Source organism: Streptomyces sp. NPDC048523 (assembly GCF_043199815.1).
GTDB lineage: Bacteria > Actinomycetota > Actinomycetes > Streptomycetales > Streptomycetaceae > Streptomyces.
In genome coordinates this window covers 668,737-686,889 of the sequence record NZ_JBICWQ010000001.1, presented here as the reverse complement: position 1 = coordinate 686,889, position 18,153 = coordinate 668,737, and the positions used below count along the sequence as shown (strand labels likewise).

13 protein-coding genes are annotated in these 18,153 nt (G+C 72.3%); 6 read left to right on the top strand and 7 right to left on the bottom strand.

Annotated elements, in window-relative coordinates; translation table 11 throughout:
• Positions 1-76 precede the first annotated feature (76 nt).
• Positions 77-2,980, top strand: coding sequence for an aminotransferase (locus ACGFWE_RS03155; protein WP_393597447.1), 2,904 nt, complete (start codon positions 77-79; stop codon positions 2,978-2,980).
• Entirely contained in the window at positions 2,977-3,990 is a 1,014-nt protein-coding gene (locus tag ACGFWE_RS03150; RefSeq protein WP_393597445.1) for a LacI family DNA-binding transcriptional regulator, read from the top strand. The genes ACGFWE_RS03155 and ACGFWE_RS03150 overlap by 4 nt, the downstream gene beginning before the upstream one ends.
• A gap of 27 nt (positions 3,991-4,017) precedes the next feature.
• On the opposite strand, the gene ACGFWE_RS03145 is transcribed toward ACGFWE_RS03150, so the two are convergent.
• The 4 genes from ACGFWE_RS03145 to ACGFWE_RS03130 form a co-directional block, all read right to left on the bottom strand.
• Complete coding sequence (locus ACGFWE_RS03145) at positions 4,018-5,085, bottom strand: LacI family DNA-binding transcriptional regulator (protein ID WP_352384715.1); 1,068 nt, start codon at positions 5,083-5,085, stop codon at positions 4,018-4,020.
• Between the two features lie 119 nt (positions 5,086-5,204).
• The gene (locus ACGFWE_RS03140) at positions 5,205-7,589 is read right to left on the bottom strand and encodes a beta-galactosidase (protein WP_393597443.1); all 2,385 of its coding nucleotides are present in this window, start codon (positions 7,587-7,589) and stop codon (positions 5,205-5,207) included.
• On the bottom strand, positions 7,589-9,346 hold the full coding sequence (locus tag ACGFWE_RS03135; protein ID WP_393597442.1) for a beta-galactosidase: 1,758 nt from the start codon (positions 9,344-9,346) through the stop codon (positions 7,589-7,591). The genes ACGFWE_RS03140 and ACGFWE_RS03135 overlap by 1 nt, the downstream gene beginning before the upstream one ends.
• Before the next feature lie 29 nt (positions 9,347-9,375).
• A complete protein-coding gene (locus ACGFWE_RS03130; RefSeq protein WP_393597440.1) occupies positions 9,376-10,542 on the bottom strand; it encodes an MFS transporter in 1,167 nt (388 codons plus the stop codon).
• Positions 10,543-10,671: 129 nt separating this feature from the next.
• Between ACGFWE_RS03130 and ACGFWE_RS03125 the strand changes: the two genes are divergently transcribed.
• The 4 genes from ACGFWE_RS03125 to ACGFWE_RS03110 all read left to right on the top strand — a co-directional run bounded on the left by ACGFWE_RS03125 (position 10,672) and on the right by ACGFWE_RS03110 (position 14,149).
• Positions 10,672-11,325, top strand: a complete 654-nt coding sequence (locus tag ACGFWE_RS03125) for a transcriptional regulator (protein WP_393597438.1) — start codon at positions 10,672-10,674, stop codon at positions 11,323-11,325.
• A gap of 42 nt (positions 11,326-11,367) precedes the next feature.
• Entirely contained in the window at positions 11,368-12,351 is a 984-nt protein-coding gene (locus ACGFWE_RS03120) for a threo-3-hydroxy-L-aspartate ammonia-lyase (protein WP_393597436.1), read from the top strand.
• Positions 12,352-12,481: 130 nt separating this feature from the next.
• Positions 12,482-12,841, top strand: a complete 360-nt coding sequence (locus tag ACGFWE_RS03115) for a cupin domain-containing protein (RefSeq protein WP_352384727.1) — start codon at positions 12,482-12,484, stop codon at positions 12,839-12,841.
• A 606-nt stretch (positions 12,842-13,447) separates the two neighbouring features.
• Positions 13,448-14,149: an SDR family oxidoreductase gene (locus tag ACGFWE_RS03110; protein ID WP_352384730.1), complete on the top strand. Its 702-nt coding sequence runs from the start codon at positions 13,448-13,450 to the stop codon at positions 14,147-14,149.
• Positions 14,150-14,480: 331 nt separating this feature from the next.
• On the opposite strand, the gene ACGFWE_RS03105 is transcribed toward ACGFWE_RS03110, so the two are convergent.
• From ACGFWE_RS03105 to ACGFWE_RS03095, 3 genes are all read right to left on the bottom strand, one after another.
• The gene (locus tag ACGFWE_RS03105; RefSeq protein ID WP_393597433.1) at positions 14,481-15,827 is read right to left on the bottom strand and encodes a VWA domain-containing protein; all 1,347 of its coding nucleotides are present in this window, start codon (positions 15,825-15,827) and stop codon (positions 14,481-14,483) included.
• A complete protein-coding gene (locus tag ACGFWE_RS03100; protein ID WP_352385769.1) occupies positions 15,824-16,681 on the bottom strand; it encodes a MoxR family ATPase in 858 nt (285 codons plus the stop codon). The genes ACGFWE_RS03105 and ACGFWE_RS03100 overlap by 4 nt, the downstream gene beginning before the upstream one ends.
• A 160-nt stretch (positions 16,682-16,841) precedes the next feature.
• Complete coding sequence (locus ACGFWE_RS03095) at positions 16,842-18,152, bottom strand: FtsX-like permease family protein (RefSeq protein ID WP_393597431.1); 1,311 nt, start codon at positions 18,150-18,152, stop codon at positions 16,842-16,844.
• Position 18,153: the final 1 nt, after the last annotated feature.

Sequence of the window (18,153 nt, the reverse complement as noted above, 5' to 3'; positions counted from 1 at the left end):
TCCTACCGTCGTCGCACGATGTGCCGGAACGTTCCGGCAGAGCAGCGGCTCCTCGCCGCGGAAGCGGAGCGGACCCATGGGCCTGCCGTCCACCGACTGGCTGGTGCGACCCGTCGCACCGATCGACGAAGCCGCCGCGTCGGCCGTGCTGGCGACCCGGTTCGGGGTGCGGGGCACCGTGCGGGACCTGGGCAGCCAGCAGGACCGCAACTACCGGGTGCGCGGTGAGACGGGGGAGTACGTCCTCAAGGTCGCCAACCCCGCCACCCGGACGGCCGAGCTGCGGGCCCAGTGCGACGCGGTGGAGCACCTGGCGCGTGCGCTGCCCGGCCTCCGGCTGCCCCGGGCGGTCCCCGGAGCCGACGGTGACGTGGTGCAGCCCTTCCGCGTGGACGGAGCCGAACTGTCCTGTCGGCTGCTGGAGTTCGTGCCGGGCGAGCCGATCATGGACAGCCGCCATCTCGCCCCCGCCGTCGTCGCCCGCCTCGGTGAACTCGCCGGGCAGATCGCCGCGGCCCTCGCCGGTTTCACCGCTCCCGACCCCGGCCGCTTCCGGCCGTGGGACCTGCGCAACGCCCTCGACGTGGTCGAGGCCCTCGCCCCGCACTGGCCCGACCGGACCCGCGCCGACCAGGTGCTGAACGCCGCCCGCACCGCGTACGCCCTCGTGGAGCCGCACGCGAAGGACCTGCCGGTCCAGTTCGTGCACGGCGACCTCACCGACAACAACGTCGTCTGCGAGACGACGAGGAACGGCCGGCGGATGCCCGTCGGAGTGATCGACTTCGGGGACCTCGGCACCGGCTGGACCGTGGCGGAACTGGCGGTCACCTGCACCTCCGTCCTGCACCACCACGGCGCCGGACCCGCCTCGGTCCTGCCCGCCGCCCGCGCCTTCGACGCCGTACGCCCGCTCTCCGACGCCGAGTCGGCCGTACTGTGGCCGCTCGTCGTGCTGCGGGCGGCCGTCATGGTGGTCAGCGGGCAGTACGACGTCCTCCAGGACCCCGGCAACGGCTACGCCTCCGCCGCCCTGGACCGGGAGTGGGCCATGTTCGAGTCGGCCGTCTCCGTCCCCGCGGAGGTGATGACGGCCCAGCTGCGGGAGGCACTCGGCCGCCCCCTGCCCCAGGTCGCCGTCGCACCCGCCCACCGCATGCTGGCGGACCTGTCCGAGGACATACCGGTCCTCGACCTCTCCCCGCAGAGCGACGACCTGCACACGGGCCGGTGGCTGGACGCGGACGCCGAAGCCGCCCTGGCCTTGGGCCGGCCGGCGGCCCGCACGCGGCACGGCGAGTTCCGCATGACCCGGACCACGATCGACACCACGGACGCCCCGGCGACCTGCGCCCTCGCGGTGGACGTCCATCTCGCGGACGCCCTGGAGGTGCACGCGCCCTGGGCGGGCACGCTCACCCGGCACGCCGACGGCACGCTCGACCTGCGCGGCGAGGGACCGGTCCTGTGGCTGTCCGGCATCGCCGGCCCGGCCGCATCCGGTCAGATCGCCGCCGGACAGCGCCTCGGCACCGTCGCCGAGCGGGACGGCAGACACACCCTCGGAATCCAGCTGTCGACCCTGGCCGACCGGCGGCCACCTCGGTTCGCGCCCCCGGCCCTGGCCGCCGGCTGGCTCGCGGTGAGCCCGGATCCGACGGCACTGATCACCGGGCGGGACGCGGGGGAGCCGCCCGTCGACCAGGATCTCCTCGACCGCCGCGACCGAGCCTTCGCCGGCGTCCAGGAGCACTACTACGACGAGCCGCCCCGCATCGAACGCGGCTGGCGCCACCACCTCGTCGACACCCAGGGCCGCGGTTATCTCGACATGCTCAACAACGTGACCATCCTCGGCCACGGCCACCCCGGGCTGAGCGACGCCGTGCACCGGCAGTGGCGCCGTCTGAACACCAACTCCCGCTTCCACTACGGCTCGGTGGTCGAGCTCTCCGAGCGGCTCACCGCGCTGCTGCCCGCGGAACTGGACACCGTCTTCCTGGTCAACAGCGGCTCCGAGGCCGTGGATCTCGCCCTGCGCCTGGCCTGGGCGGCGACCGGACGGCAGGACACGGTCGCGGTCGAGGAGGCGTACCACGGATGGACGTACGCCAGTGACGCGGTCTCCACCTCGATCGCGGACAACCCGAACGCCCTGTCCTCACGCCCGAGTTGGGTCCACACCGTGGCCGCCCCCAACTCCTACCGCGGCCGCCACCGCGGTGCCGAGGCACGGCGGTACGGCCCCGAGGCCGCCGCGCGGATCACCGAACTCGCCGCCCAGGGCCACCGGCCCGCCGCCTTCATCTGCGAGCCCTTCTACGGCAACGCGGGCGGCCTCCCGCTGCCCGACGGCTACCTCCGGCAGGTCTACGACGCCACCCGCGCAGCCGGCGGTCTGTGCATCGCGGACGAGGTACAGGTCGGCTACGGCCGACTCGGCACCCACTTCTGGGGGTTCGAGCAGCAGGGCGTGGTGCCGGACATCGTCACCGTCGCCAAGGCGATGGGCAACGGGCACCCGCTGGGCGCGGTGATCACCCGGCGGGAGATCGCCGACGCCTACCGCACCCAGGGCTACTTCTTCTCCTCGGCCGGGGGCAGCCCGGTCAGCAGCGTGGTCGGGCTGACCGTGCTGGACGCGCTGCGCGACGAACGGCTCCAGGACAACGCCCTGGAGACGGGCGGGTACCTGAAGCGGCGGCTGGAGGAACTCGCCGCCCGGCACCCGCTGATCGGCGCGGTGCACGGCTCGGGGCTGTATCTGGGCGTCGAGTTCGTCCGGGACCGCGAGACCCTGGAGCCGGCGACCGAGGAGACCGCCGCGATCTGCGACCGGCTGCGCGAGCTCGGCGTGATCGTCCAGCCGACCTCGGACCGGCAGTGCGTGCTGAAGATCAAGCCACCGCTGTGTCTGACCCGGCAGAGCGCCGACGTGTTCGCCGCCGCCCTGGACGACGTGCTGACCCACGGCTGGTGAAGCAGGTGCCGACCAGCAGCCCCCGCCGGCCGACCGGACCTGTCGCGCCCGCCACCCTCGCCGACGTCGCCCGCGGCGCGGGGGTCTCCAAGACCACCGCGTCGGACGCGCTGCGGGGCCACGGCCGGGTGTCCGACGCGACCCGCCGGGCCGTTCTGGACGCCGCCGTGCGCCTCGGGTACACGCCCAACAGGAGTGCCCGCACCCTGCGCACCTCCGTCACGGACACCATCGCGCTGCACATCCCGGAGTTCCTCACCAGCGCCGAGTACTACATGTCGTTCGTGTTCGGCGTCGCGGAACAGGCCGCGCGCGCCGGGCTGAACGTGACCCTGGTGTCCTCCGGCCGCCTCCCGCAGGCCGACGGGCTGATCCTGTGCGACCCGATGCCGGACAACCCGGTCGTGGACCAGCTGATGAGCGCGGGGCGCCCGGTCGTCACGGCCGAGCGCTACGGCGGCGAAGGACAACCCGCCGGTGTGGTCTGGTCCGACCACGAGACGGCCCTGACGGAACTCCTCGAGCACCTGCGCGCGAGGGGTGCCCGCCGGCCAGCGTTCATCGCCTCCGACACCACCGCCGACTGGGCCCTCACCCTCCAGCGCACCTACGCCCACTGGTGCGCCGGGCGCGACGTCCGACCGCTGCTGCGCAAGGCGCCGTTCGGCTCCTCGCCCGAGGTGCTCCGGGGCGTCGTAGGGCAGTTGCTCGCCGAGAACCCGGAGGCCGATGCGATCGTGTGCGCGGCCGACGGGGCCGCAGCGGCCGTCCTGCCCGAGATCCGCTCGGCGGGCCGGGTCGTGGGTGAGGACCTGCTGCTGGCGTCCTGCGTCGACAGCCCGGCGATGCGGACCGCGGAACCCCCGATCACGGCCATCGATCTGAAGCCCCGTCGCATGGGCGCGGAGTGCGTCCGGTTGCTCTGCGAGATACTCGCCGGCCAGGCCCGGCGCGGCACGGCCCGCACCCTGGCCATCGACATGATCGTCCGGGCGTCCACGGGTTCGTGACGCGTCAGGAGCGGGGCCGCTGCGCTCTCACCGCCCAGGCGCCGCCCCGCTGCTCGCGCGGACCACGAGGTCGACGGGGACGAGCGACTCGGGCCCGGGCGGCGAGGCCGAGTCGTCGATCCGGCTCAGCAGGAGCCGCAGGGACCGGGTGCCGATCTCCGCGAAGTCCGTGCGCACGGTCGTCAGCGGCGGCAGCAGATGCGCGGCCTCGGGGATGTCGTCGTAGCCCACCACGCTCACCTCGCCCGGCACCGAGCGGCCCGCCTCGTGCAGGGCGTGCAGGACGCCGAGGGCCATCTGGTCGTTGGACACGAACACCGCGGTGACGTCCCCGCGCCGGGCCAGCCGGCGCCCCAGGTGGTAGCCGGAGTCGGCGCTCCAGTCCCCGAACAGCGGTTCCGGGACCGGTGCGCCGGCCGCCTCCAGCGTGGTGCGCCAGCTCGCCAGCCGCTGGTCGGCGGAGGTCCAGCCGCTCGGGCCCGCGATGTGCCAGACGGTGGAGTGCCCGAGTCGCAGCAGATGCTCGGTGGCTTTGCGGGCGCCCTCCCGTGAGTCGCCGGTGACCCGCTCGGTCTCGGGGTCGAAGCCGTTCTCCAGCACCACCAGCGGGGTGTCCAGATGAGCGTCCGCCAGGGCGTGGCCCACCCACAACTGCGGGGCGATGGCGATCACCCCGTCCGCGCCCTCGGCGGAGAGCCGGTCGACGGCCTCGACGACCGTGTCGTGCTCGGCCGTGTCCAGGGCGATGGAGCTGAGCAGATAACCGGCCTCCTGGGCGGCGGTGTTGATCGCGGTCAGGATCGCCGACGGTCCGTAGCGGGCCGCGTCGAAAGTGATGACCCCGACCATCCGGGTCCGCCCGCTGGCCAGCGACCGAGCGCTGCGGCTGGGCCGGTAGCCCAGCGTTCGCATGGCCGTCAGGACCGCCTCGCGGGTCTCGGGGCGGACCGACGGATGCTCGTTGAGCACCCGGGAGACGGTCTGCTTGGAGACACCGGCCAGCCGGGCCACATCGTCCATCACCGGACGCGAGCCGGCGAAGTTGCGTCGGCTGCGCCCCTTCGGCACGGCTCCCTCGGCGGCGCTTGGGGTCATGGTGGCGGTTTCCTCGACGTGGTGGGGGCGGTGGTACGGCGGTCCCGGCCCGCCCGGGGAGCACAGCATAGGCGGGCCGGTAGCGGGAATCCGGCGGCGGCATCGGGCTCCGGGGCAGGTCAGCCCGCCGGCACCGACCGGGTGTGCCGGATGATCCACTCGGCGTGCGTGACAGAGGCCGTCTCCCGGGCACCGTGCGCCTGTTCGGGCAGATGGACCGGCGCCTGCGCGTGCAGCGGCAGCACCCGCAGCCGCAGACCCCCGGCGCGCAGCGCGTCCGCGGGCAGCCGGTCCAGGCCGATGTCCCAGACCCGCCCGCCCCAGAACTGGTCGGCGACCAGCGTGTCTCCCACGTACGCCCGCCCCACGTCTCCGCTCCACCGCAGCCGCAGCAGCGTCCCGGCAGGCAGCCCGTCCGGCACCGCGACGTGGTATTCGGCGGCCACGGTGTCGAAGTACTTGTCGGCCGGCGCGCTTGCCCGGTCCAGGACCCCGGTGACGGTCTCGGGGGCGGGCCCTGCGGCCCGTACAAGGGTGACCTCGGGCGCGGATACCTCAACGGCCGGTGCCGCCTGGACCGCGTAACGGATGAACACCCCGTCCGGGGCCGCCTCCGCGGTCACCCCGTCCACCACGGGCGGCCGCTCGGGCGCGGGCAGCACGGCGAACGACGTCGCCGCCCCCGAACCGTGCAGCCGTACCTCGTCCCGGTCGAAGACCACACCGTCCCCGCTCAGCACCAGCCGCTCGGCACCCCATGCCTCGCCCCGGTAGACGGTACGGGCCGTCACCGCGTCCAGCACCAGCAGCCCGACCCGGCCGCCCTCGGCGGTGTCCACCTCCACGAGGGCGCCGGTGCCGGGACGCAGCCCGGTCACCAGCAGCCGGTCGCCGACCGGGGTGACCTCGCCGGTGGGCGTGTGCACCACCGAGACCGTGGCCGCGTCCAGGGCGAGTTCGGGCGCGATGCCGTCCGTCGCGGCCAGCACCAGGACCGTACGGCCGTCCACGTCGACCGTGCACACCGGCTGGGCAGTGGCCCACTCCAGCCGCAGACCGGCCACGTCGAGACGCAGCGGCCAGCAGAAGTACGCACCGCTCGGAACGGTGACGGGTGTGCTGGGCAGGGTCAACCCGCCCTCAGCGGAGGGGAATTCGACGGTGAAAGAGGTCTCCGGGTGATCCGGCAGCTGTTCGTGCGGCTGGTGGTTGTTGACGAACAGGAAGCCCGAGGCGCCGTCACCGCGCACCGCCCAGCGCAGGCTCTCCCGGTCGAACTGCCCCTCCGGCCGCCGCTCGGGCAGCACCGACTCCATGGGCGCGATCAGGTGCCCGAAGTCCGCCAACAGCAGATGCTGGAGCCGCAGTTCGTGGTACGTGCGCCGGTACTGGCCGTACTCGCCGAGCGGTGCCTGGAAGTCGTACGTCAGCACGGGCAGGTCGTTCGGATAGCCGGTGGCGTGCGACTCCTGAAGGGTGCTGAGCTCACCCGCGGGGTTGGTGCCGCCGTGGAACATGTAGTAGCCCTGCCAGACCGAGCCGCAGCCGATCTTGGTGAGGCCGAGCGCGCCGATGTCGTCGGGGTCGACGTACGGCCGACGGTGGTACGACACCGCCATGCCGCCGCCCAACTCGCAGGTGGCCCAGGGGAACCGGTCCGCGAAGGCGTCGGGCTCGCTGCCGCGCACGGTGACCGGGCGCAGGTCGGATCCGATGCCCTCGTCGTCGCGCTGGTGGGTGAAGAAGAAGTGCTTGCGGCAGGTGTCGGGCCAGCCGCCGTCGGCCTCGGTCCAGAAGGCCTCGGTGTAGCCGCCGTACAGCGGAAGCAGTTCGTCCGGCGGGAGTTGCACACCGCCCCAGGCGGTCGACGTCCACAGGGGTGCGCTCAGGCCCGCCTCCTGGGCCATCCGCTTCAGCGTGAGCAGATGGCCGGGCTGGTCGTAGAGTTCGTTCTCGATCTGGATCGCCACGATCGGGCCGCCGTGTGCCCGGTCGAGGCCGCTCAACTGCTCGGCGATCGCCGCGAACCAGGGGCGCACGGCGTCGAGGTACAGGGGGTCGTCGGTGCGGGGCACGCAGTCGCGGGCCAGGACCCAGTCGGGCAGGCCGCCGCCCCGGACCTCCGCGTGCGACCAGGGGCCGACACGGGGGATGAAGTCCAGACCGTGCCGGGCGCACAGCTCGGCGAAGCGGCGCAGGTCACGGTCGCCGTCGAAGCGGATACGACCCTCGATCTCCTCGTGGTGGATCCAGATGAGGTAGCCGGCGACGGCCGTGACCCCGCCCGCCTTCATCTTCAACAGCTCCTCCTCCCACTCCCCGGCCGGATAGCGGGAGTAGTGGAACTCGCCGGACACCGGGAACCAGGGACGGCCGCCACGGGTGAGCCAACGGCTGGTCACCTCGATCGGGTCGGGCACCCCGGGGGCGTCCGCGAAGGGCAGGTGCCCGGTCAGCGGAGGCCCGGCGGGGGAGGGGACGCGCAGGTGGTGCGGGCGGGACATCAGTCGCTCTCCGGTCCGAGGTCGGGCGTGTCGGTGAGCCGGGCGCGCGTGCCGGTGGTGGCGTGCAGCTCGAGGAGGACCAGCTCGTTGGTGCCGGAACGCAGGACGGGCGCGGGGACGTACAGCGTGTGCTGCGGGCCCCGGTTCCAGTAGCGGCCGAGGTGGAAGCCGTTGACCCAGGCCTGGCCCTTGGTCCAGCCGGGCAGCGAGAGGAAGGTGTCCGCCGGGCTGTCCACCTCGAAGGTGCCCCGGTGGAAGGCGGGTACCGCGTCCGTGGTCGCCCCGGACGGCCCGAACGGCACGGCGGCCAGGTCGTCCAGCGGCACGGCCCGGCACTCCCAGCCGCGCAGGTCGGTGCCCTGGAAGGACACCGGGCCCAGCAGCCCCTTCGGCGCCCCGATGCGCGGCCCGTAGTTGACCCCGCCCATGTTCTCCACGAGCACTTCGAGAACGGCACCGGCGTGCGGCACCCGCACGGACAGGGTCTCGTCGTGCCGCTCCCGCTCCAGTACGCCCACCGAGGCGCCGTCGACGAAGACCTGAGCCCGGTCGCCGACCCCGCCGGGGAAGTGCAGCAGACCGTCGCCCGAACCGGGAAGCGTGGTGCGGTAGAGCACGTAACCCGTGTGCACGCCGAGCTCGTTCATCGTCGCGGGGGCTTCGGTGCCGGTCGACGGAAGTCCCCGGACGTACGACAGCAGCGGCGCCCGGTGGTCCAGGTCGACGTCCGTGAGCGGGAGTTTGGGCGCGGGCGCCGGGGCCGGCTCGGCGGGCGTGGCCGTGTGCCGGGCGATCACCTCGCGGAAAGCGTGGTACTTGGGGCCGGGGTCGCCGCTCTCGGTGAGCGGGGCGTCGTAGTCGTAGGACGTGACGGTGGGCTCGTAGGCGTGCTTGTGGTTGGCGCCGTTGGTGAAGCCGAAGTTGGTGCCGCCGTGGAACATGTAGATGTTGACCGAGGCGCCGGCCGACAGCAGACGGTCCAGGTCGGCCGCGGCGTCGGCGGCGGGCCGTACGTGGTGCGGGCCGCCCCAGTGGTCGAACCAGCCGACCCAGAACTCCGAGCACATCAGCGGACCCTCGGGCTGGTGGGCGCGGAGCGCGGCCAGGTTCTCCTCGACCCGGCTGCCGAAGGTGACCGTGGCGAGCGTGCCCGGGAGGGTACCGGCCGCCAGGTGCCCGGCGTTGGCCTGGTCGCAGGTGTACAGCAGTTCCTCGACACCGCGCTCGCGCAGCGCCTGGTGGACATGCTTGAGATACGCGGTGTCGTCGCCGTACGCCCCGTACTCGTTCTCCACCTGCACGGCGATCACCGGACCGCCGTGCGCGGCCATGAACGGCCTCAGCGCGGGCAGGAGTCGGTCCAGGTAGCCGTCGAACGCCGCCGTGAAACGGGGGTCGCTGCTGCGCAGCCGGATGTCGGGGTCCGCGAGCAGCCAGGCGGGCAGACCGCCGTCGTCCCACTCGGCGCAGATGAACGGCCCCGGGCGCAACAGGACGTGCAGGCCCTCGTCCTGGGCGAGGCGCAGCCAGCGGGGCAGATCGAGGAAGCCGTCCAGGACGAGCCTGCCCGGTTCGGGTTCGTGCAGGTTCCAGGGCAGGTACGTCTCGATGGTGTTGAGGCCCATCAGCCGCGCCTTGCGCAGCCGGTCGCTCCACTGGTCGGGATGGATACGGAAGTAGTGCATGGCCCCGGAGATGATCCGGAACGGCTCACCGTGCAGAAGGAATCCGTCGGAGGACGTCGTCAGTGCGGGCATGCGGGGCATCCCTTCGAGTCAGCGGGAATTCAGTGGGTTCGAGTACTGCGGACGAGCCAGAGCGTGGCGGCCAGACACAGCGCCGAGACACCGCTCAGCAGGAGTGGCACGGCCCGGATCCCGGACCACTCGATGGCCTTGCCCAGCGCCGGTCCCGCCGCCACACCGCCGATCATCGAGGCGGCGATGACCAGCGCGCCGGCCCGTCGGGCACCCGGGGCGGCCCGGTGCAGCCAGGGCAGGCCGGTGGGAAAGATCGGCGCGATGAACAGACCGACACCCGCGTACGCGTACGGCGCCAACTCCCGTACGGACACCAGGAGCAGACAGGCCGTCATGCCCGCGCAGGACACGGTGATGATGGTCTGCGCCGAGAACCGCAGGGCGATCGGGGCGACCAGGAAGCGGCCCAGCGTCATCATCAGCCAGTAGACGGAGGTGGCGGTCGCGGCCACCCCGGCTCCGTATCCCACGGTCTCCAGATGGGTGGGCTCCCAGCCGCCGACGCCCGCCTCGATGCCCACGTGCAGCACGTAGAGGGCGACGAACACCGAGAGCACCGAGGCCAGGCTGCGGCCGAGCGCGCCGGGGGAGTCGGGAGGTGCGCCGGACGGCTGGGGCGCCCGGTTGCGTACGCCCTTCAGGCACAGCAGCAACGGCAGGTTGGCGAGCGCGAAACCGAGGAAGACCGCCGGATAGTGCCCGGCACCCACCACGCCGATCAGCGCCGGACCGAGGATCGCGCCGACGCCGAAGTGCGCGTTGAGGATGTTCAGCATCGCGGTGGACCGGTGGCCGAAGCCCACCGCGAACAGTTGGTTCAGGCCGTAGTCGATGCCGCCGAAACCGAGACCGGCGAGCAGCGCCGCGGTCAGGGCGGTGGGCCAGTTCGGCGCGAGCGCGAAACCCGCCGCCCCGAGCGCCATCAGCAGGTACGAGGCGCCCAGGATCCGCCGGTTGCCGATCCGGCCGAAGAGCCGGTCGAACAGCAGGACGCCGGCCACCCCACCGACGAAATGGGCGCTGAGACCGAGCCCCGCTGCCGAGGGAGACAGTCCGAACTCCTCGCGGAACGCGGGGATCGCCGGACCGTACAGCGCCTGGAGCGCGCCGATGAGCACGAAACCGACGCAGGAGGCGACCACTGCGGCCGGGCTGAAGACCGGAGTGCGCGCGGGCGCCAGCGTCGAGGACATGGATCTGATGTTACCGGTAACATGATGGTCGTCAAGATCCATGGACGAAGACGGAAAGGAGGGCAGGATTGGACTGGTCGTCCAGCATCTGGATTGCTAGTCTAGAGAGACTGATGGGGGGAGGACCTGATGGAGACCGAGCGGGACGCGATCATCGCCGCGCTCACGTCGGTCGTCGGCGGGATCGCGGCGACCTTCGGGCCGGTGTGCGAGGTGGTGCTGCACGACTACCGGAAGCCGGAGAACTCGGTGGTGACCATCGCGGGGTCGGTGACCGGGCGCACGGTGGGCGGGGCGATGAGCGAGATCGGCATGCGGATGCTCGCCCGCGGCGACGAGGCGGCCGACGAGCTGAACTACGTCACTCGTACCGATACCGGCAAGCTGGTCAAGTCCTCGACGATGCTGCTGCGGGACTCCTCGGGCGCGGTCTTCGGCGCGCTGTGCGTCAATGTCGACGTCACCGCGGCGAGCGAGGTCCATGCCCTGCTGGGAGCCCTGGCCGGGACCGGCGCGCCCCCCGAGGAACCGCCCGTCACCACCTTCGGTGACGACATCGACTCCGTCGTCGACGTCATGCTCGATACGCACCGGCATCAGTCGTGGGCACTGCTCGACCGCGCCGGACGCCTGGACCTGTTCCGCAGCCTGGACGAACGGGGCGTGTTCGCGGTCCGGCGGGCGATCGAGCAGGTGGCCGGACGGCTCGGGATCTCCCGCGCCTCCGCCTACAGCTATCTGTCCCAGTCCCGGAAACAGGCGAGCACCGGGGGGCACTCGTGACGACCACTGGAGGGCACTCATGACGACCACTGGAGGGCACTCGTGACGACCACCACCCCGCCGGTCACCCTGGACGACGTCCTGGACGCGGCCACCCGGCTCAAGGGCGTCGCGCACCGCACACCGGTGCTGCGCTCGCGGACCCTCGACGCCCTGGTCGGCGCCGAGGTCCTCCTCAAGTGCGAGAACTTCCAGCGGGTCGGCGCCTTCAAGTTCCGCGGCGCCTACAACGCGGCCTCCCGGCTGACCCCGGAGCAGCTGGGCCGGGGCATCGCCGCCTACTCCTCCGGGAACCACGCCCAGGCCGTCGCCCTCGCCGCCCGCGAGCTCGGCACCACCGCGGTGATCGTCATGCCCGAGGACGCCCCACGCTCCAAGCGGGCGGCCACCGAGGGTTACGGCGCCGAGATCGTCACGTACGACCGCTACACCGGCGACCGCGAGGCCATCGCCGAGGCCCTGGCCGCCGAGCGGGGCCTGGCGCTCATCCCGCCGTACGAACATCCGCACGTGATGGCGGGACAGGGCACGGCCGCTCTCGAACTCCTGGAGGAGGCGGGCGAGTTGGGCGCGCTGCTCACGCCGGTCGGGGGCGGCGGGCTGATGGCGGGGAGCGCTACCGCCGCCAAGGGACTGCACCCGGGCATCCGTATGGTCGGCGTGGAACCGGAGGCCGGCGACGACACCAGGCGGTCCCTGGAGGCGGGGCGGCGCGTCACCATCCCGGTGCCGAAGACCATCGCCGACGGACAGGCCCTGCACACGCCCGGCGAGTTGACCTTCTCGGTGAACCGGCGGCTGGTCGACGAGATCGCGCTGGTCTCCGACGACGAGATCCGCGCGGCGATGCGGTTCGCCTTCGAGCGACTGAAGATCGTCGTCGAGCCGAGCGGCGCGACCCCGCTGGCCGCGCTGCTGAGCGGCCGGGTGAGCGATCTCCCCGGGCGGGTCGGGGTGATCGTGTCCGGCGGCAATGTGGACGCGGAGCGCTTCGCGCGGCTCTGTGCGGGCGGGGACCTCGCCTGAATGGCAGTCCCGGCCGGACGGGCGGAGGATGGAGGGATGGGGCTCGGCCCCCGCCGGTGCCGCCCGGCGTGGGTGGGAGACGGAGACCGGCCCCGGCCGTGCTGTAACACGGCCGGAAGGGAGAGCCGTCATGTTCGAGATCAAGACGCTCGACAAGCCGGACGAGCGCAGGGACTTCCCCAAGGGGCACCTCGAAGCGGTCCACATGTCCGGACTGGACTTCGCCGTGGGCACGTTCGAGCCCGGCTGGCGCTGGTCCGAGTCCGTGGCACCGATCGCGGGCACCAAGAGCTGCGAGGTCCACCACAACGGCTATGTGGTCCAGGGCCGCATGCACATCACCATGGACGGCGGCGGAGAGGGCGAAGTGGGCCCCGGTGACGTCTTCGTGGTGGCGCCCGGGCACGACGCCTGGGTCGTCGGCGACGAGCAGTGCGTGGTGTACGACTTCGCGGGTGGCATGGCGAAGGAGTACGCGAAGAGCCAGTAAGGCACGTCCGTCCCGGGCCGTCACCTTTCGGATGGTGACGACGATCGGCTCCACCTCCAGATGCCGGATGGCCTCGGCCGCCTCGTCGAGCGGAGGCATCCGCTCGACGGCCGGGGCGATCCTGCCTGCCCCGGTGAGTTCCCGCAGGACCCGGAGATTGTCCCGGGGAGAGGAGCAGTCCCCGGAGCGTGAGCCGCACCGGGCCGAGGACGCTGCCGCCCAGGCTTACCAACGCAACCGCAGATCGCCCAGTGAACGATTGCCCACCAGGTCCAGCACCACGTCATAGCGACGTCCGGCGCGGGCGATGCTCTCCCTGGCGCAGTCGACGACCTTGGTCCGTCCCGAGCGACCCGACGAGCTCGACGTTGCGGTCCGTCTCGCCGTCCTTGGCGCGCACGAACTCGTCGAAGGTCCCGTCCGCCTCGTCGCCCGGACGCAGCACCTCGTCGGCGGCGGGTACGGGTTGCTCCCTCCCTCGGCTCCAGCGTGTCCGCCGAGCCGTACGGGTAGGGAAGGGACACTCACTTGCCATGGGAAACCGATCGGTTTACTCTACTCGGTGTAGGTAAACCAATCAGTTTCTCAATGTTCCTGGAGACTCGCATGACCACCATCGAAGGTTCCGTCGCCCTGGTCACCGGCGGCAGCCGCGGTATCGGCCGGGCACTGGTGACCGCGCTGTACGAGCGGGGCGCGAAGAAGGTGTACGCCACCGCCCGCGACCCGCGGACCGTGACCCACCCGGACGCGGTGCCGCTGGCCCTCGAGGTGAGCGACCCCGCCTCCGTCGCGGCCGCCGCCGAGCAGGCCCAGGACGTCACCCTGCTGATCAACAACGCCGGCGCGTCCGTGAACGCGAACTTCCTGGACTCACCGGTCGACGACGTCCGCCGCGAGTTCGAGACCAACTTCTACGGCCCCCTCCTCGTCACCCGCGCCTTCGTGCCGGTCATCGAGCGCAACGGCGGCGGCCACATCCTGAACGTCCACTCGGTACTGTCATGGATCGGCCTCGCCGGCTCCTACAGCGCCTCCAAGGCCGCCTTCTGGTCGCAGACCAACTCCCTGCGCCTGGACCTGCGGCCGCGCGGCATCGAGGTCACCGGACTGCACGTCGGATACGTCGACACGGACATGACAGCGAACGTCGACGCCCCGAAGGCCACTCCAGAGAGCGTGGCCGCGCAGGCCCTCGACGGCATCGCCTCCGGCGCCTTCGAGGTACTCGCCGACGACCTGAGCCGCCAGGTGAAGGCCGGACTCGCCGCGGACCTCTCGGCGCTGTACCCGCAGTTGACGGCCTGAGCACACCCGGCACGGCCCGTCGGAGGCCGCTCCCACGGAGGACGGCGTGCGGCGGCTCCGCCCGCGCCCGCGGATCGGGATCGCAGGCCAGGTGCCGCTGCGAGCCCGGTCGGCGCGTACCGGCCGGCCCCGGTGCGGCCGGCCCAGGACGTTGGCGTGGACGAACGTGCGCCGAGCCGTGGCCCCGCCCCCACCCTCGCGGACCGGGATCGCCGCCCAGACGCCACCCCGCGCCGACCGCACGCCAGGGCGGCGTGGAACGCAGCGATCCGCCGATACGCAGCCCCGTCTGGACGGCATCCAGCCGCCCGCGTCCCGCCCGAGCGGTTCGTCAGATCGGCAGCAGTCGCCCCACCAGGGCGCTGAGCTGGCGGACATTGCGGCACTCGTGCATCTCCACCAACTCGGCGTACTCGTACGCGGCCGAGTCGCCCGTGCCCCACTGCGCACGTGCCTCCGGGTTCAACCAGTAGACGCGGCGCGCCCGTTCGGTGATCTCCCGGACCGCGGGCAGGTTCGGGTCGCTCATGTTCGTGCGGGCGTCACCGAGGACGAACACGGTCGTGCGCGGGCTCAGCGCGTCCCCGTACAGCGACGCGAACTCGCCCAGCGCCACACCGTAGTCGCTGCTGCCGTGCCACCCCGTGAGCGTGGCCTCGGCCCGGATCCGGGCGTCGAGCCCCGCCGCGTCGGCCGCCCCGTGTTGGAGGAGCCGGGTGACCTCGTCGAGGCGGTTGACGAAGGCGAACACCCGCACCTTGCTGAACTGGTCGTGCAGCGCCTGCACCAGCAGCATGGTGAAGTCCGAGAACCCCGACACCGAGCCCGACACATCGCACAGCAGGACCAGTTCGGGCCGGGCGGGCCGGCGCCGGCGCAGCACCGGTTTCATCGGCACCCCGCCCGTCGACAGCGAACCACTCAGGGTCCGCCGCAGATCGATGGTGCCCCGTGCCGCACGGCGCCGACGGGCCGCGAGCCGAGTGGCGAGCTTGCGGGCCAACGGCTGGACCGTGCGCCGCAGTTCGGCCAGCCGGTCCTTCCCGGCGAACAGGAAGTCGACCCGGTCGGTCGTCGGCGCCACCGCCCGCCGCGCGATCTCGTCCCTGTCCCGCCGCTCCGCCACCCGCCGCCGGGCCTCCGCCGCCACCAGCGCGCGGAACGCCTCGATGCGCCGCCGGATCTCGTCCTCAAGCAGCCGGTCGGTGAACCCGGACATGCCCTGCTGCCCCCGCACGTCGTCGCGCACGCGCGCCAGCAGTGTCTGCGGGCGCAGCCGGTCGAGCGTCTGGTACGACGACCAGCCGTCCGAGGAAGGGGAGTTGCCGTATCCGCCGAACCCGTCGACGGCCTCCGCCGCGAGGCGGGCCATCAATGTCTCGTCGTTCGCGGCGAGAGCCTTGGCGAGCCGCTCGCGCAGCTCCTCCCGGTCCGCGGGGCCGGTGCCGGGTGCGCCGACGCCCCGCGGGAAGTACAGGTCGAAGACCGGGTCGAACACCCGCCGTTGGGCCGTGCTGTGCAGCAGGGTCGCCGCCAGGCCCTCCCGCAGCCGCTCGCGGTCGGCGAGTCCGAGCACCTCGACCGCCTGCGCCGCGTCCACCGTCTCGCCGGTCCCGATGCGCACCCCGTGCGCGCGCAGGGCGCCGACCAGGGAGGTGAGCCGCTCGGCGGTGCTCACACCGCGTCCAGGTCGAGCTTGGCCCCCGCCTTGAGGATGTCGTCCTGGTGCTTGAGGAGCACGCCCAGACTGTCCCGTACGACCGTCTCGTCGAGGTGGTCCGCGCCGAGTGCGAGCAGTGTGCGCGCCCAGTCGATGGTCTCCGCGACCGAGGGCACCTTGCGCAGGTCCATGGCCCGGAGCGCCCCCACGACCCGGACCACGGACCTGGCCAGCGTCTCGTCGAGACCAGGCACCTTCAGCCGTACGATCCGCCGCTCCAGCTCCTCCTCGGGGAACCCGATGTGCAGGAACAGGCAGCGGCGGCGCAGGGCCTCCGACAGCTCGCGGCTGGCGTTGGAGGTGAGGACGACGAAGGGACGGCGGGACGCGGTGATCGTGCCCAGCTCGGGGACCGTGACCTGGAAGTCGCTGAGCACCTCCAGGAGCAGGCCCTCGACCTCGACGTCCGCCTTGTCGGTCTCGTCGATCAGCAGCACCGTGGGCTCGTCGCCGCGGATCGCCGTCAGCAGCGGCCGGGGGAGCAGGAACTCCTCGCTGAAGATGTCCGTGCGGGCCTCGTCCCACGTCTCGTCCCGGCCGGCGCTGATGCGCAGCAGCTGCTTGGCGTGGTTCCACTCGTACAGCGCCCGGGACTCGTCCACGCCCTCGTAGCACTGCAACCGGACCAGCCGCGCCGCGGCGACCTCGGCCACCGCCTTGGCCAGCTCCGTCTTGCCGACCCCGGCGGGGCCCTCGACCAGGAGCGGCTTGCCGAGCCGGTCGGCGAGGAAGACGGTGGTCGCGACCGCGGGCGAGGCGAGGTAGCCGGTCTCGGCGAGGCGTGCGGAGACGTCGTCGACGGATGTGAACAGCAACGGGGCCTCCAGGGCGGCGCGAACTCGTTCCGCCAACTATCTAAGCGCTTGTTCACCCCGTCTGTAAACGTGTTCGAAGGCCGGCGGACGCGGACGCGGGGCAGCACGAAGGGGCGTCACCGAAGTGACGCCCCACGCCCCCGCCGCCCGCAGCTCCTCACGCCGCCAGCCCCACCGCCTCCACCGCCGGAGTCCGCAGCACCCTGCGGGCCGTGACCAGGCTCGTCCCGATCGTCGCGGCCGCCGCGATCGCCACCACCGCCAGCCAGATGCCGAGCCCCTGGTGCGGCAGCACCGAGTCGCTGCGGACCACCGTGAACGGAATGATCCCGGCCAGCGCCGCCACCGTGCCGAAGAACAGCCCGACAGCCGTGAGGATCAGCCCTTCCACGCCCACCGTGCCCAGCACCTGCCCCGGGCTCGCCCCGGCCAGCCGCTGCTGGCCGAACTCCCGGCCCCGGTAGGTCGTCGCCGCGTACAGCGAGTTGACCAGCATCACGCACACGAAGACCACGATGATGCCGACGACCGTGAGGTTCAGCGTCTGGAGGTTCTTCGCGTCGACCGTTTTGACCGCGCCCGAGGCCTTCATGGCGTCGCTCTCCACACCCTGCATGTACAGGGTGGCCACGGACACGGCCGTGAAGAGGATCAGCGACATCAGGATCCCGGAGAGGTGCTCCACCCGTCGCCGCAGGTTCCGCACGGCCAGCCAGCCGCTCGCGCCGGTCAGCGGCAACCGGTCCAGGACACCCTTCAGCAGCCGCGGCGCGAGCAGCGCGAACCCCACGGACAGCAGAATCGCCCCATAGGCCGGCGTCGCCATGAGCGCCTCGTCCGTCGCCGAGAAGGCGAAGGTGGAGGTCACCGACACGGCCCCGACGCCGAGCGCCGCGTACGCGAGGAACGTCCGCGCCCGACCCCGCGGCCGACGCCGGCGCGTGGCCCGTCGTACGGCGAGGAAGGCGGCGCCCGCCGCCGCGACCAGGGTGATGTCGACGCCGGACATCAACGCGACGACACCGAAGGAGTGGTCCACGTCCTTCGCGACCTGGCCGCTGTCCTGGAACACCTCCAGCAGCGCCTGCCCGCCGAGCATCGCCGGACCGATCGCCAGTACGGCCCCGATCAGGGCGACCGCCACGGACTCGCCCACGACCATCCGCCTGATCTGCCCCGGTGTCGCCCCCGAACAGCGCAGCAGCTCCAGCTCAGCGGCACGCTGACGCACGTTGACCGTCAAGGTCGACGCCACGGCGAAGAACACCAGGAGGGTGCCGTAACCGCCGACGACACTCGCGGAGGTGGTCAGGGTGTCCGAGCTCACCGGATCGACACCCGGCCGGCCGGCCGTGTCGTACAGCGAGTTGAACGTCATGATGATCCCCGCGCCCAGGAAGGCGGCCAGCAGGGTCACGAGGAACCGTCCGGGCCGTTGCCGTATCGACCGCATCGCCAGCGTGAACATC

What these genes read in the sequence shown, in the direction of transcription:
- ACGFWE_RS03155 (WP_393597447.1), top strand. Translation starts at nt 77, where the DNA reads ATGGGCCTGCCGTCCACCGACTGGCTGGTGCGACCCGTCGCACCGATC.
- ACGFWE_RS03145 (WP_352384715.1), bottom strand. Translation starts at nt 5,085, where the DNA reads ATGACCCCAAGCGCCGCCGAGGGAGCCGTGCCGAAGGGGCGCAGCCGA.
- ACGFWE_RS03140 (WP_393597443.1), bottom strand. Translation starts at nt 7,589, where the DNA reads ATGTCCCGCCCGCACCACCTGCGCGTCCCCTCCCCCGCCGGGCCTCCG.
- ACGFWE_RS03135 (WP_393597442.1), bottom strand. Translation starts at nt 9,346, where the DNA reads ATGCCCGCACTGACGACGTCCTCCGACGGATTCCTTCTGCACGGTGAG.
- ACGFWE_RS03130 (WP_393597440.1), bottom strand. Translation starts at nt 10,542, where the DNA reads ATGTCCTCGACGCTGGCGCCCGCGCGCACTCCGGTCTTCAGCCCGGCC.
- ACGFWE_RS03125 (WP_393597438.1), top strand. Translation starts at nt 10,672, where the DNA reads ATGGAGACCGAGCGGGACGCGATCATCGCCGCGCTCACGTCGGTCGTC.
- ACGFWE_RS03115 (WP_352384727.1), top strand. Translation starts at nt 12,482, where the DNA reads ATGTTCGAGATCAAGACGCTCGACAAGCCGGACGAGCGCAGGGACTTC.
- ACGFWE_RS03110 (WP_352384730.1), top strand. Translation starts at nt 13,448, where the DNA reads ATGACCACCATCGAAGGTTCCGTCGCCCTGGTCACCGGCGGCAGCCGC.
- ACGFWE_RS03095 (WP_393597431.1), bottom strand. Translation starts at nt 18,152, where the DNA reads ATGTTCACGCTGGCGATGCGGTCGATACGGCAACGGCCCGGACGGTTC.